This is a genomic window from Actinoplanes ianthinogenes, assembly GCF_018324205.1.
Classification (GTDB): domain Bacteria; phylum Actinomycetota; class Actinomycetes; order Mycobacteriales; family Micromonosporaceae; genus Actinoplanes; species Actinoplanes ianthinogenes.
On record NZ_AP023356.1, the window covers coordinates 9,294,899 to 9,309,680 of the forward strand.

9 protein-coding genes are annotated in these 14,782 nt (G+C 69.8%); 7 read left to right on the forward strand and 2 right to left on the reverse strand.

What is annotated here, in order from left to right; all coding sequences use genetic code 11:
* Positions 1–69: 69 nt before the first annotated feature.
* The gene (locus Aiant_RS42230) at positions 70–1,347 is read right to left on the reverse strand and encodes a CE1 family esterase (protein WP_189330243.1); all 1,278 of its coding nucleotides are present in this window, start codon (positions 1,345–1,347) and stop codon (positions 70–72) included.
* Between the two features lie 3 nt (positions 1,348–1,350).
* A complete protein-coding gene (locus Aiant_RS42235; protein WP_189330244.1) occupies positions 1,351–2,724 on the reverse strand; it encodes a glycoside hydrolase family 10 protein in 1,374 nt (457 codons plus the stop codon).
* A gap of 364 nt (positions 2,725–3,088) precedes the next feature.
* On the opposite strand from Aiant_RS42235, the gene Aiant_RS42240 reads away from it, so the two are divergent.
* The 7 genes from Aiant_RS42240 (at position 3,089) to Aiant_RS42270 (ending at position 14,670) form a co-directional block, all read left to right on the forward strand.
* Positions 3,089–4,186, forward strand: a complete 1,098-nt coding sequence (locus Aiant_RS42240) for an RICIN domain-containing protein (RefSeq protein ID WP_189330245.1) — start codon at positions 3,089–3,091, stop codon at positions 4,184–4,186.
* Positions 4,186–5,814, forward strand: a complete 1,629-nt coding sequence (locus Aiant_RS42245) for a glycoside hydrolase family 27 protein (RefSeq protein WP_425322734.1) — start codon at positions 4,186–4,188, stop codon at positions 5,812–5,814. Before Aiant_RS42240 ends, Aiant_RS42245 begins: the two co-directional genes overlap by 1 nt.
* On the forward strand, positions 5,814–7,190 hold the full coding sequence (locus Aiant_RS42250) for a glycoside hydrolase family 43 protein (protein ID WP_189330247.1): 1,377 nt from the start codon (positions 5,814–5,816) through the stop codon (positions 7,188–7,190). Before Aiant_RS42245 ends, Aiant_RS42250 begins: the two co-directional genes overlap by 1 nt.
* 47 nt (positions 7,191–7,237) lie before the next feature.
* Complete coding sequence (locus tag Aiant_RS42255) at positions 7,238–8,788, forward strand: sigma-70 family RNA polymerase sigma factor (RefSeq protein ID WP_229829988.1); 1,551 nt, start codon at positions 7,238–7,240, stop codon at positions 8,786–8,788.
* A 111-nt stretch (positions 8,789–8,899) separates the two neighbouring features.
* Positions 8,900–10,972: a family 43 glycosylhydrolase gene (locus tag Aiant_RS42260; protein WP_189330248.1), complete on the forward strand. Its 2,073-nt coding sequence runs from the start codon at positions 8,900–8,902 to the stop codon at positions 10,970–10,972.
* A complete protein-coding gene (locus Aiant_RS42265) occupies positions 10,972–13,269 on the forward strand; it encodes a beta-L-arabinofuranosidase domain-containing protein (protein ID WP_189330249.1) in 2,298 nt (765 codons plus the stop codon). Before Aiant_RS42260 ends, Aiant_RS42265 begins: the two co-directional genes overlap by 1 nt.
* Positions 13,270–13,281: 12 nt before the next feature.
* Positions 13,282–14,670 carry a non-reducing end alpha-L-arabinofuranosidase family hydrolase gene (locus Aiant_RS42270; protein WP_189330250.1) on the forward strand — a complete coding sequence of 463 codons (1,389 nt, stop codon included), beginning with the start codon at positions 13,282–13,284 and terminating at the stop codon, positions 14,668–14,670.
* Positions 14,671–14,782: the final 112 nt, after the last annotated feature.

The following is a 14,782-nucleotide window of genomic DNA, read 5'->3' on the forward strand; positions in this document are numbered from 1 at the left end:
TGGACACGGTGCCTGAAGCCCGTGCCCACGGCGATAGTTTTTCAAGAATGCGCCCGAAACTTTCGGACGTCAGATGGTGCAGGTCAGCGCCGGTGCGGTGGTCGAGCTGCCGTTGACGATCAGCCCGAAACTGGTCCCGGCCCCGGCCGCCAGCGACCCGTTGTAGGTCGCGTTGGTGACCGTCGCGGTGCCGTTGGCGGTGGTCAGCGAGCCGTTCCAGACCTGACTGATCGACTGTCCGGCGGACAGCGCCCAGCTCACCCGCCACCCGGCGATCGGCGCCGGCCCGGGGTTGGTCACGGTGACCTCGGCCTGGAAGCCGCCCGGCCAGGTGTTGACCACCCGATAGGCCGCGGCGCAGCCACCGGGTGTGGTGGACGGCGACGTCGAGGGTGAGGGCGGCGTCGAGGTGGACGGCGACGTCGAGGGCGACGGCGACGTCGTGGTGGTGCTGGGCAGCTGGGAGAAGAACGACCAGATCTCGTCGCCGACCCAGGTACGCGCGCCGCTCGTGCTCGTCGACCCGTCCACCGGCTCCGGCGTGTGGTCCCCGTCGAAGGCGGCCCACCGTACCGGATATCCCGCGCGACATCCGGTGTAGCTGGTCGCGATGTGGGTCAGGCTGCCCCGGGCCGGCTCCGGCGGGTTCTGTGCCGCGCACCCGTTGTTGCGCACGAAGGTGTCGCGCAGCGACCGGCCCAGCGAGATGTCCAGCACGCTGTCATGAATGCCGTGGATGCCCAGGTAGGCGACCGGCTGAGTGCCGCCGGAGCAGCCGCTGAGATTCGCGCCGGACAGCACCGCGACCGCGCGGAACACGGTCGGCCGGGCGCACGCCACGGCGTAGCTCATCGCGCCGCCGTAGCTCCAGCCGGTGGCGAACAGCTGGGAGGTGTCGACGCAGAGGTCGCCCTCGATCAGCGTGGTCAGGTTGTCGACCAGGGTCAGGTCCCGGCCGCCGGTGTTCGCCCAGCCGTTGTCGATGCCCTGCGGGGCGACCAGGATCGCGCTGTTGTTCGAGCGGGTCTGCAGCCCGTAATAGCCGCCGCTCGCCACGTTCGCGGCGGTGCCGTTCAGCCAGTGGAACGCGAAGATCAGTTTGTACGGCCGGTTCCGGTCGTAGCCGTCCGGCACCCGCAGGATGTAGCTGCGGTTCTGCCCACCGCTCTGAATGGTGCGAGTACCGCTGCTCAGGGTCGGCGCCTTGCCGCACCCGGCGGTCGTCGCCGCGGCACTCGCCGGCGCCATGGCGGCGTTCGCGCCGAGCATTCCGATGATCATCAGGGTGGCCGTCGCCAGCGCGCAGAGCGCGGCGGTGAGGTGGGGGAGAGCGCGTCGGTATGTCATCGCTCAGCCCGCCGCGCAGGTCGGTGTGGTGGTCGGGCCCGCGCCGGTGCCCTGGAAGCCGAACTCGGTGCCCGCGCCGGCCCCCAGCTGCCCGTTGTAGGAGACGTTGCGGAAGCTCACCGTGCCGGTGCTGCCGGTGTTGGTCGCGCTCCAGGCGTTGGTCACCGCGCTGCCGGAGGGCAGGGTCACGCCGACGGTCCAGCCGTTGATCGGGGCGGCGCCCGCGGTCACCTTGATGGTGGCGACGAACCCGCCGTTCCACGAGTTGAGCGAGACCGTCGCGCTGCACGCGCCTCCGGGCTGCGGCGGGGTGCTGGTGCTCGGCGACGGCGAGGACGGCGACGGTGAGGACGGCGACGGCGGGTTGGTGGTGCCACCGGCGTTCAGCGCGTTCAGCACCGAGGTGTACGCGGCCTTCTTGTTGCCGGAGTTGTCGAACAGCAGCGGGTTCTCACCGGTACGCCACGAGTCGCTGTCCCGGATGCCCCAGACCGTGATGCCGGTGCATCGCGACACCGCCAGGCACGCCTTGGTCACGCTGGCGTAGATGTTCGCCTGGTTGCCGCCCTGCGCCACGTCCAGCTCGGTGATCTGCACGTCCACGCCCAGGTCGGCGAAACGCTGGAGGTTGGCCTGGTAGTCGCCGGGGATGCCGGTGCCCAGGTGGGACTGGAAGCCGACGCAGTCGATCGGGACGCCGCGCGACTTGAAGTCGCGGACCATGTTGTAGACCCCGGTCGACTTCGCGTTGACCCCGTCGGTGTTGTAGTCGTTGTAGCAGAGTTTGGCGTTCGGATCGGCGGCCCGGGCCGCCTTGAACGCGGCCTCGATCCAGTCGTTGCCGGTGCGCTGCAGGTTGGAGTCGCGGCGCCCGCCGCTGCCGCCGTCGGCGAAGGCCTCGTTGACCACGTCCCAGGCGTAGATCTTGCCCTTGTAGTGGGTGGCCACCTGGGTGACGTGGTTGATCGCCGCGGTGCGCAGCGCGCTGCCGGACAGCGACTGGGCCCAGCCGGGCTGCTGGGCGTGCCAGAGCAGCGCGTGACCGCGGACCTTCGAGCCGTTGGACAGGCCCTGGTTGAGGATCCGGTCGCCGTTGGTGAAGGTGAACCGGCCCTGGGACGGCTCGGTGGCGTCCCACTTCATCTCGTTCTCCGGGGTGACCGCGTTGAACTCACGGGTCAGGATCCCGGTGTAGGTGGCGTCGCCGAGCCGGCCGGCGGCGATCGCCGCGCCGAAGTAGCGGCCGGTCTGCGCGGCCGAGGCGCCGAGCGTGCTGGCGGCCTCGGCGGTGCCGACCAGGGCGACGCCGGCGGTGACGGCGAGTCCCACTGCGGCCGAGGCCAGCAGCACGGAACGACGCTTCTTGAGCAGGAGCATGGTGGGGAACCTTTCCGGACGGGGAGTGCGCCCGTGGGAGCGCTTCCATCAAGGGTGGCCAATGTTGCCAGCGCATTTCGTGGAAGGGAAGACGCGACCATTGGGCGGCCGGCGGCATAACAACTTCGAGCGGGAAACTCGTCGTCCCGGAAGTGTTATGTGATCAGCAGGCGGCGAGTCGGGATTTCGCGCCGCGCATCAACGGCAAAAGACCTCTTGAATGTCCGGAAACAAGCTGGCAATGTTCGGATCCAAGCTGTTAGCGCTCCCATCCCCGGCTGGCATCCCCGATCTTCGCGGCCGGACCAGTGGTTCATGCGGTGTGAGCGATAACAGAGTCCCCGCCTGTCAAGGAGCCGTCCCGATGCCCAGAAGAAGACGCTGGATGCTCGCCGCCGTCCTCGCCGCCGCATTGTCCGCCGCCGGGCTGGTCAGTCTGCCCGGTGCGGCCGCCGCCGAATCCAACGGCGGCACCCGGGTCATGCCGCTCGGCGATTCCATCACCGAGGGCACTCAGGTCCCCGGCGGATACCGGATCGGCCTGTGGCAGCGGATGGCCGCCGCCGGATATCGGGTCGACCTGGTCGGCTCGCAGTACAACGGGCCGGCCTCCCTCGGCGATCACGACCACGAGGGTCACCCCGGATGGCGCATCGACCAGATCGACGCGAACATCGGTGGCTGGCTGCGGACCAGCACCCCGCGCACCGTGCTGCTGCACATCGGCACGAACGACATCCTCCAGAACTACAACGTCGCGGGGGCGCCGGCCCGGCTGTCCACCCTGCTCGACCACATCATCGCCGCCGCCCCGTCGGCGGACGTCTTCGTGGCCACGATCATCCCGCTGGCCAACAGCGGACAGGAGGCCGCCGCCCGGACCTTCAACGCCGCGCTGCCCGGCATCGTGCAGAGCAAGGGCGCGCGGGTCCACCTGGTCGACATGCACGCCGCGCTGACCACCGCCGACCTGATCGACGGGATCCACCCGACCGCCACCGGATACGACAAGATGGCCGCCACCTGGTACTCGGCGCTGCGCACCGTCCCGGGAACGATCGGTGACCCGGGCACCGGCACCGGAACCGGCACCGCGCTGGTCGGCGTCGCCTCCGGGCGCTGCCTGGACGACCCGAACGGCAGCACCACCAACGGCGTCCAGCCGATCATCTGGGACTGCAGCGGCGCCGCGAACCAGCAGTGGGCCTACGACGGGCAGACCCTGCGGTCGGTGGGCAAGTGCCTGGACTCGCCCACCGGCGCCACGGCCGGCGCCAAGGCGCAGCTGTGGGACTGCAGCGGGGCCACGAACCAGCGCTGGACGTTCGTGTCCGGCGGCACGATCCGTAACGCGCAATCCGGTCTGTGCCTCGACGTGAGCGGCAACGCCACCGCCAACGGCACCGCCGTCATCCTCTGGACCTGCACCAATTCCGCCAATCAGCTCTGGACGAGGCGATGATGAACAAGCTCAAATCTCTGCTGGCCGCGGGCCTGCTGCTGCTCGCCGGCACGGCGGCGGTGCTTCCCGGGTCCGCCGCACAGGCCCTCGACAACGGCGTGGCGCGCACGCCGCCGATGGGCTGGAACAGCTGGAACACGTTCGGCTGCAACATCAGCGAGACGCTGATCCGGCAGATGGCCGACGCGATCGTCAGCAGCGGCATGCGCGACGCCGGCTACCAGTACGTCGTCGTCGACGACTGCTGGTTCAACCCGAACCGGGACGCCTCCGGCAACCTCCAGGGCGACCCCACCCGGTTCCCCAGCGGCATGAAGGCCCTCGGCGACTACCTGCACGGCAAGGGCCTCAAGTTCGGCATCTACCAGGTGCCGGTGGACAAGACCTGTGCCCAGTACTTCAACAGCTATCCCGGCGCCACCGGCAGCCAGGGCCACGAGGCGCAGGACGCCCGGCAGTTCGCCGCCTGGGGCGTCGACTATCTCAAGTACGACTGGTGCTCACCGAACGGCACGATCAACGACCAGGTCGCGACGTTCGCCAAGATGCGTGACGCGCTGGCCGCCACCGGCCGCCCGATCGTCTACAGCATCAACCCGAACAGCATCCACGCCAAGACCGGGCCGCAGCGCAACTGGGGCGACGTCGCCAACATGTGGCGCACCACCGAGGACATCACCCTGGCCTGGGACACCGGGCAGACCAACGGCTACCCGATGGGCGTCAAGAACATCGTCGACGTCACCGTGCCGCTGGCCGGTTACGCCAAACCCGGGCAGTTCAACGACCCGGACATGATGGAGGTCGGCCGCGGCACCCTGACCGACACCGAGCAGCGCAGCCACTTCGCGCTCTGGTCGATCATGGCCTCGCCGCTGATCGCCGGCAACGACCTGCGCTCGATGAGCACGGCCACCCAGACCATCCTGAAGAACCCCCGGCTGATCGCCATCAACCAGGACACCCTGGGCCTGCAGGCAACCCAGGTTTCGTACGACGGGAGCCGCCGCGTCCTGGCCAAGCCGCTGGCCGGTGGCGACGTCGCGGTCGCTCTGTTCAACCAGGGCAGCGCCACCGCCACCGTGTCGACCACCGCCGCCGCGATCGGCAAGTCGGGCAGCTCGTTCACCCTCCAGGACGCCTGGAGCGGCGCCACCACGACCAGCACCGGCAGCATCAGCGCGAGCGTCCCGGCACACGGGACGGTGGTCTACCGGGTCAGCGGCGGGACCAGCACCCCGCCGACGACGACCACGACCACGATCGTCAGCGCCTCGTCCGGGCGCTGCCTCGACGTGCCGAACAGCTCCACGGCCAACGGCACCCAGCCGGTCATCTGGGACTGCAACGGCGGCACCAACCAGCGCTGGACCAGCACCGGCCAGACGCTGCAAGCCCTCGGCAAATGCCTGGACGCACCGGTCGGCGCGACCGCCGGCAGCAAGGTCCAGCTCTGGGACTGCAACGGCGGCACCAACCAGCAGTGGACCGTCAACGCCGACGGCACCATCCGCGGCACCGCCTCCGGCCTGTGCCTGGACGTCGACCACAACCTCACCGCCAACGGCACGCTGGTCCTGCTCTGGACCTGCACCGCCGCCACCAACCAGCGATGGAGCCGTGTCTGATGCGTAGCAGACCCCTACTCGGCGCGCTCTGCGCGGCGGCCATGGTGGTGACCGCCGCCGTGCTGCCGACCGCCGCGCACGCCGACAACCCGATCGTGCAGACCGTCTACACCGCCGACCCGGCGCCGCTGGTGTACAACGGCCGCGTCTACCTCTACACCGGCCACGACGAGGACAACTCCACCTACTTCACGATGAAGGAGTGGCGGCTGTACTCGTCCGACGACATGGTCAACTGGACCGACCACGGCTCGCCGATGAGCCTCGCCACGTTCAGCTGGGCGAAATCGGACGCCTGGGCCGGGCAGGTGATCAACCGCAACGGCAAGTTCTACTGGTACGTCCCGGTCACCAACCGGGCGACCGGCCGGATGGCGATCGGCGTCGGCGTGGCGTCCAGCCCGACCGGCCCGTTCACCGACGCCCTCGGGCACCCGCTCGTGGAGAACGGCGAGATCGACCCCACCGTCTTCGTCGACGACAGCGGCCAGGCGTACCTGTACTGGGGGAACCCCAACCTCTGGTACGTCCGCCTGAACACGGACATGGTCAGTTACAGCGGAGGGGTCACCCAGATCCCGCTCACCACGGCCGGATTCGGCACCCGCACCGGCAACACCGCCCGCCCCACGCTGTACGAGGAAGGGCCTTGGGTCTACAAGCGCAACGGGCTCTACTACAACGTTTTCGCGGCCAAGTGCTGCTCGGAATTCATCGGTTACTCCACCGCGCCGGGGCCGACCGGCCCGTGGACTTATCGCGGCACCGTGATGCCCACCCAGGGCAGCAGTTTCACCAATCATCCCGGGGTCATCGACTTCAAGGGCAGCTCGTATTTCTTCTACCACAACGGCGCGCTGCCGGGCGGCGGCGGATACACCCGCTCGGTCGCCGTGGAGAAGTTCACCTACAACGCCGACGGCACCATTCCGACGATCACCATGACCTCGGCCGGCGCACCGCAGAACGGGACGCTCAACCCCTACACACGGCAGGAGGCGGAAACCATCGCCTGGAGCTCCGGTGTGGAGACCGAGGCGGCGAGCGAGGGCGGCCGGAACATCGGCTACCTGGAGAACGGCGACTACGTGAAGGTGAAGGGCGTGGCCTTCGGGTCCGGAGCGACCTCGTTCTCCGCCCGGGTCGCCTCGGCCACGGCGGGCGGCCGCATCGAGGTCCGGCTGGGCAGTCCCACCGGCGCCCTGGCCGGGACGTGCACCGTCGCGAGCACCGGCGGCTGGCAGACCTGGACCACGGTCAGCTGCCCGATCAGCGGCGCCACCGGCACTCAGGACCTCTACTTGCGCTTCACCGGCGGCAGCGGGTACCTGTTCAACGTCGACTGGTGGCGGTTCACCGGCGGAACGCCGGGATAGGGCAGGATCCAGGTGGCTCACGGTGAGAGCGGTGCTTCGTGGTGGTGGTGACGACGGACATGGGAGTGACCCGGGCGGGCGACGCCGACGTGGTGCGGGCCGCGCAGGCCGGCGACCGCGCCGCGCTGGAGCAGCTCGCCGCGACGCACCTGCCGATGGTCTACGCGATCGTCCGGCAGGCGCTCGACGGGCACCCGGATGTCGACGACGTCACCCAGGACATCATGGTCCGCGCCCTGCGGCAGCTGCGGTCGCTGCGCTCACCGGAGAGCTTCCGGCCCTGGCTGGCGGCGATCGCGCTGCGTCAGGTCGGCACCCATCAGCACCGGGCGGACCGGACCGCGGCCCAGCTCGCGCCGCTCGACGAGGCGACCGGGATTCCGGACGCCGGCGCCGAGTTCGCCGGGGTCACCGATCTGCGCGCCGACCTGTCGGCGCAGCGCCGGCAGGTGCGGCGGGCCGGGCGCTGGCTGGACCCGGACGATCGGCGGCTGCTGCCGCTGTGGTGGCTGGAGGTGGCCGGGCGGCTGTCGCGGGCCGAGCTGGCGCAGGCGCTGGGCATCACGGTGATCCACGCCGGCGTGCGGATCCAGCGCATGCGCACCCAGCTGGAGCTGAGCCGGGCCATCGTGGCGGCGCTGGACGCCCGCCCGCGATGCGCCCTGCTGGCGAGCGAGTTGTCCGGCTGGGACGGGATGCCCGCCCCGCGGTGGCGCAAGCGGCTGGCCCGGCACGTTCGCGGCTGCCCCGTCTGCGCCCGGGTGGACGGCGACCTGGTGCCGATCGACCGGCTGCTGCCCATGCTGGTGGCCCTGCCGGTGCCCGCGGCGCTGACCGCGGCGGTGCTGGGCAAGACCGGGGGAGCCGGGACGGCCCTGGCCGTGGTCAAGGCCGGGGCGCTGGGCCACCTGACGTCGGTGGCCGCGGCGCATCCGGTGGTGACCGCGGTCGCGGCCGGGGCGCTGGTCGTCGGTGCCACCGCCGGCGCCGCGGCGGTCACCGGCCCGCGAACGCCGCGGCCGGTGACGGTCGCACAGACCCCGCACCCGACCACGATCGCGGCGCCGACCCCGACGGTCGCGGCCGGGTCCGCGTCCGCCGCGGAGCCGTCCCCGACGGTCGTGCCGAGCTCCTCGGCCACCGCGGCCGCCCTGCTGCGGACCGGCCCGGTGTCGCTGGCGCCGGCGAACGCCGCCGGTCGCTACGTGACGGCGGCCGGAAGCTACGGCATGCTGACCACGGTCGGCCCGGGCGACCCGGCCGCGGCCCGCCGGCAGGCCACCTTCCAGGTGGTGTCCGGGCTCAACGACGCACGGTGCTTCTCGTTCCGCTCCGGCGACGGCCGCTATCTGCGGCACATGTCGTGGCGGCTCCGGCTCAACCCGGACGACGGTTCGAAACTGTTCCACGGCGACGCGACGTTCTGCCCCCAGGCCGGGCAGCCGGCCGGCTCGGTGATCCTCGAGTCGTCCAACTATCCGGGCTGGTTCCTGCGGCACCGCGGCGACGAATTGTGGGTCGACCAGTTCGACGGCAGTTCCGGTTTCCGCGCCGACGCATCATTTTCGGTACGCCCACCGCTGGCTGATCGACCGTAGGCAGCGGAGAACAGTTCCAAGAAATTTTGTGTACGAGCGTGCTCCGGTCGTACCCAAATAAGGTTTTCCAATCGTGTATTCGTGCGCATTCCCCCATGCGAGGAGCTGACGATGAGAATTCGTCCCGCACCATCAGTCCCTTCATTTCACCGGCGGCGGTGGCGCCTGCTCGCCGTCGCCTTGACCGCCGTTCTCGGCGCGGCTCTCGTGGTCACCGGCACCGCCGCGGCCGAGGCGGCGACGATCGACACGAGCGCCTCCTACGTGCTGGTCAACCGCAACAGCGGCAAGGCCCTGGACCTCTACAACATGGCCACCAACGACGGCGCCCGGATCACCCAGTGGACCCGTAACGACCAGGCGCAGCAGCAGTGGCAGTTCGTCGACTCCGGTGGCGGTTACTACCGGCTCAAGTCGAAACTGTCCGGCAAGGTCCTCGACGTCTCCGGCGCCTCCACCGCCGACGGCGGCGCGGTCATCCAGTGGACCGACAACAACGCCGCCAACCAGCAATTCAGCATTCAGGACATCGACGGATACATCCAGCTGATCAACCGGAACAGCGGTAAGGCCGTCGAGGTGCAGGGCGCATCGACCGCGGACGGCGCGAACATCGTGCAGTACAGCGACTGGAACGGCACCAACCAGCAGTGGCAGCTGGTGAAGACCGGCGGCACCACCCCGTCCACCGGCACCTTCACCAACCCGGTGGTGTGGCAGGACTTCGCGGACGGCGACATCATCCGGGTCGGTGACGCCTACTACTACTCGGCGTCGACCATGCACTATTCGCCGGGCGCGCCGATCCTGCGCTCCTACGACCTGGTGAACTGGGAGTACGCCGGCCACTCGGTGCCCCGGCTGGACTTCGACTCGAACGCCTACGACCTCAACGGTGGCCGGGCGTACGTCAAGGGGATCTGGGCGTCGGCGTTCAACTACCGGCCCAGCAACAGCACCTACTACTGGCTGGGCTGCACCGAGTTCAACCGGACGTACGTCTACACCGCGTCGGCCGTGGACGGCACCTGGTCGAAGAAGGCCCGGATCAACAACTGCTACTACGACGCCGGCCTGCTCTTCGACAACGACACCCCGTACGTGGCGTACGGCAACGGCACGATCAGCGTCGCCCAGCTGTCCTCGGATCTGACCTCGCAGGTCCGGTCCCAGGCGGTCTTCACCACGCCGTCGAGCATCGGCACCCTGGAGGGCAGCCGGATGTACAAGCGCGGCAACTACTACTACATCTGGGTGACCCGCCCGGCCAACGGTCAGTACGTGCTGCGCTCGACCAGCCCGTGGGGCCCGTACGAGAGCCGTCAGGTCCTGCTCGACCTGCCCGGCCCGATCTCCGGGGGCGGCGTGCCGCACCAGGGCGGTCTCGTGCAGACCCAGAACGGCGACTGGTGGTACATGGCGTTCACCGACGCCTACCCCGGCGGCCGGGTGCCGACCCTGGCCCCGATCACCTGGAGCAACGACTGGCCGGTGCTGACCACGGTGAACGGGCGGTGGGGTGCGACGTACCCGAAGCCGGCCATCACCACGTCGAAGACGGTCGCCTCGATGATCGGTCCGGACACCTTCACCGGCTCGACGCTCGGACCGCGCTGGGAGTGGAACCACAACCCGGACACCAGCAAGTTCAGCGTCGGCAACGGGCTGCGGCTGTCCACCGCCACGGTGACCGGCGACCTCTACAACGCCCGGAACACGCTCACCCACCGGATCCAGGGCCCCGCCTCCACCGCCACCATCCAGCTGGACTACTCGCAGATGGCAAACGGTGACCGGGCCGGGCTGGCGATGCTGCGCGACTCGTCCGCCTGGATCGGCGTCCGCAAGGACAACGGCGTCACCCGGGTGTCGATGACCAACGGGCTGACCATGAACTCCAGCTGGGCGACCACCGGCACCGGGACCGAGGCGGCGGGCGCGACGGTCAGCGGCGGCCGGATCTGGCTGCGGGTCCGGGCTGACATCCGGCCCGGCTCGGGACGCACCGCCACCTTCTCGTACAGCACCGACGGCAGCACCTTCACCGCGCTCGGCCCGGCGTTCACGCTGAACAACGCCTGGCAGTTCTTCATGGGCTACCGCTTCGGCATCTTCAACTACGCCACCCAGGCCCTGGGCGGCGCGGTCACCGTCAGCAGGTTCGACCTGACCGGGGAGAGCTGATGTCGCGGATCCCGATCAGTCGCCGGCGGTTGCTGCAAGCGGCCGGTGCCGGCGCGGTGGCGACCACCCTGGGCGTTCCGGCGCGGGCCGAGGCGGCGGCGGTCGCGCCGGCCCGTCCCGACCTCGGCGTCGCGGCCTACCCGTTCGAGCTCGGCCAGGTCCGGCTGACCGCCGGACGCTGGCTGGACAACCAGGCCCGCACCCTGAACTACCTGCGCTTCGTCGACGTCGACCGGTTGCTCTACAACTTCCGGGCCAACCACGGCCGGTCGACCGGCGGGGCCGCCGCGAACGGGGGCTGGGACGCGCCCAGCTTCCCGTTCCGGACCCACATGCAGGGGCACTTCCTGACCGCGTGGGCCCAGGCGTGGGCCGCGCTCGGCGACACCACCTGCCGGGACAAGGCCGTCTACATGGTCGCCGAGCTGGCCAAGTGCCAGGCGTCGAACGGCTACCTCTCCGGGTTCCCGGAGGCCGACTTCACCGCCCTGGAGGCACGCACCCTGTCCAACGGCAACGTGCCGTACTACTGCGTGCACAAGACGCTTGCCGGGCTGCTCGACGTGTGGCGGCTGATCGGCGACACCACCGCCCGCGACGTGCTGCTGCGCCTGGCCGGCTGGGTCGACACCCGGACGGCGCGGCTCAGCGCCAGTCAGATGCAGGCCATGCTGGGCACCGAGTTCGGCGGCATGAACGAGGTGCTGGCCGACGTGTACCAGCAGACCGGCGACGCCCGGTGGCTCACCACCGCCCAGCGCTTCGACCACGCCGCGGTGTTCACCCCGCTCGCCGCCGGCACCGACCAGCTCAACGGGCTGCACGCGAACACCCAGGTGCCCAAGTGGGTGGGCGCGGTCCGGGAGTACAAGGCGACCGGGACCACCCGATATCGCGACATCGGCCGCAACGCCTGGGACATCACCACCGGCGCGCACACCTACGCGATCGGCGGCAACAGCCAGGCCGAGCACTTCCGGGCGCCGAACGCGATCGCCGGCTACCTCACCAACGACACCTGCGAGCACTGCAACTCCTACAACATGCTCAAGCTGACCCGGGAGCTGTGGCTGACCGACCCGGACCGGGCCGCCTACTTCGACTTCTACGAACGGGCGCTGCTCAACCACCTGATCGGCGCGCAGAACCCGGCCGACAGCCACGGCCACATCACCTATTTCACGCCGCTCAAGGCCGGCGGCCGGCGGGGCGTGGGGCCGGCCTGGGGCGGTGGCACCTGGTCGACCGACTACAGCAGCTTCTGGTGCTGTCAGGGGACCGGCGTGGAGACCAACACCAAGCTGATGGACTCGATCTACTTCTTCAGCGGGACCACGCTCACCGTCAACCTGTTCACGCCCTCGGTGCTGTCGTGGACCGAGCGCGGCATCACCGTCACGCAGGCCACGTCGTACCCCGCCGGCGACACCACCACGCTGACCCTGGCCGGCACGATGAGCGGGTCGTGGAGCATCCGGGTCCGGATCCCGGCCTGGACGTCCGGCGCCACCCTCGCGGTCAACGGCGTCACCCAGAACGTCACCGCCACCGCGGGCAGCTATGCCACGGTCACCCGGGTCTGGGCGGCGGGGGACGTGCTGACCGTGCGGCTGCCGATGCGGGTGATCATGCAGCCGGCGCCGGACAACCCCGCGGTGCAGGCGATCACGTACGGCCCGGTGGTGCTGGCCGGCAACTACGGCAGCGCGACACCGTCCGGCAATCCGGCGCTGGCGGTGTCCACGATCACCCGGACCGGCACGAGCAGCCTGGCCTTCACCGCCACCGCCAACGGCGCCACGGTGAACCTGGGGCCGTTCCACGACGCGCAGGGCTTCAACTACGTCGTCTACTGGAACACCACGGGCACCTCCGAGCCGGCGTACAAGCTGGTCAACGTGGCGTCCGGGCTGGTCCTCGGGATCAAGGACATGTCCACCGCGGACGGCGGGACGGCGATCGTCTGGGGTGACACCGGCACCGCCGACCACCAGTGGGTGCAGATCGCCGACGGCGGCGCGGTGCGGTTCCGCAACGTCAACAGCGGCAAGGTTCTCGGCGTGGAGAACATGGCGACCACCGACAACGCTCGCGTCCTGCAATGGGCCGACAACGGCACCGCCGATCACCGCTGGACCCTGCTCGCCAACAGCGACGGCTCCTACCGGCTGCGCAACGTCAACAGCGGCAAGGTGCTCGCCGTATCGGGCGCATCGAGCGCCTGGGGCAGCCAGGTCGTCCAGGAAACCGACAACGGCAGCGCCGACAACAACTGGCGCCTGGTCCGGCTCGTCTGAAAGGGATAGATCATGAGAACGTCCAGAATCCTGGTGTCGGCCGGCGCCGCGGTGCTGGCCTCCACGGCGGTCGTCGCGGCGATGCCGCCGGCGGACGCCGCCACGGCCGGCTGCTCGGTCGGCTACACCATCTCCTCCCAGTGGCAGGGCGGGTTCGGTGCCAACGTGTCCATCACCAACCTCGGTGATCCGCTGAGCAGTTGGACGCTGACCTGGTCCTACGGGGCCGGGCAGACGGTGACGCAGGCGTGGAACGCGACCGTGACGCAGAGCGGCTCGGCGGTCACCGCGAAGAACGTGAGCTACAACGGGTCGGTCGGCACCGGCGCCTCGGTGTCGTTCGGCTTCAACGGCTCGTGGACCGGCAGCAACCCGGTTCCGTCGAGTTTCGCCCTGAACGGCGTGACCTGCACCGGCAGCACCGGGCCCGGCTCGCCCTCCCCGTCGGCGCCCTCACCCTCGGCGCCGTCCCCGTCCCCCTCGACGCCCGGCGGCACCTGCACGCTCCCGTCCAGCTACCGCTGGTCGTCGACCGGCGCCCTGGCCAGCCCGAAGAACGGGTGGGTCTCGCTCAAGGACTTCACCAACGTCGTCTACAACGGCAAACACCTGGTGTACGCGTCGAACGTCTCCGGCTCGGGCTACGGCTCGATGAACTTCGGCCTGTTCAACGACTGGTCCGACATGGCCTCGGCCAGCCAGAACGGGATGAGCCAGGGCACCGTGGCGCCGACCCTGCTCTACTTCGCCCCGAAGAACATCTGGGTGCTCGCCTACCAGTGGGGCCCGACCGCGTTCAGCTACAAGACCTCCACCGACCCCACGAACGCCAACGGCTGGTCGGCACCCCAGACGCTGTTCACCGGGAGCATCACCGGGTCCGGCACCGGCGTGATCGACCAGACGCTGATCGGTGACGACCAGAACATGTACCTCTTCTTCGCCGGGGACAACGGCAAGATCTACCGAGCGAGCATGCCGATCGGCAACTTCCCGGGCAGCTTCGGCTCGAACTACACGACGATCATGAGCGACTCGACCAACAACCTGTTCGAGGCGGTCGAGGTCTACAAGGTGCAGGGCCAGAACCAGTACCTGATGATCGTCGAGGCGATCGGCAGCCAGGGACGCTACTTCCGCTCGTTCACCGCGAGCAGCCTGGGCGGCTCGTGGACCCCGCAGGCCGCCAGCGAGAGCAACCCGTTCGCCGGCAAGGCCAACAGCGGCGCCACCTGGACCAACGACATCAGCCACGGTGACCTGGTCCGCACCAACCCGGACCAGACCAAGACCGTCGACCCCTGCCATCTCCAGCTGCTCTACCAAGGCAAGAGCCCGAGCGCCGGCGGTCCTTACGACCAGCTGCCGTGGCGGCCCGGCCTGCTCACCCTGCAACGGTAAGCGGCTACCAGGACCCTCCATCGGTGGGGAGCCGGCCCGGTGCGCTGTCGGGGGACGCCAAGCGCATCGGGCCGGCACGCCGGTCACGGCCGGAATGAGCGCGGGCCGTTCC

Coding starts and splice junctions, on each gene's coding strand:
- Aiant_RS42230 (WP_189330243.1), bottom strand. CDS start 1,347: ATGACATACCGACGCGCTCTCCCCCACCTCACCGCCGCGCTCTGCGCG.
- Aiant_RS42235 (WP_189330244.1), bottom strand. CDS start 2,724: ATGCTCCTGCTCAAGAAGCGTCGTTCCGTGCTGCTGGCCTCGGCCGCA.
- Aiant_RS42240 (WP_189330245.1), top strand. CDS start 3,089: ATGCCCAGAAGAAGACGCTGGATGCTCGCCGCCGTCCTCGCCGCCGCA.
- Aiant_RS42245 (WP_425322734.1), top strand. CDS start 4,186: ATGAACAAGCTCAAATCTCTGCTGGCCGCGGGCCTGCTGCTGCTCGCC.
- Aiant_RS42250 (WP_189330247.1), top strand. CDS start 5,814: ATGCGTAGCAGACCCCTACTCGGCGCGCTCTGCGCGGCGGCCATGGTG.
- Aiant_RS42260 (WP_189330248.1), top strand. CDS start 8,900: ATGAGAATTCGTCCCGCACCATCAGTCCCTTCATTTCACCGGCGGCGG.
- Aiant_RS42265 (WP_189330249.1), top strand. CDS start 10,972: ATGTCGCGGATCCCGATCAGTCGCCGGCGGTTGCTGCAAGCGGCCGGT.
- Aiant_RS42270 (WP_189330250.1), top strand. CDS start 13,282: ATGAGAACGTCCAGAATCCTGGTGTCGGCCGGCGCCGCGGTGCTGGCC.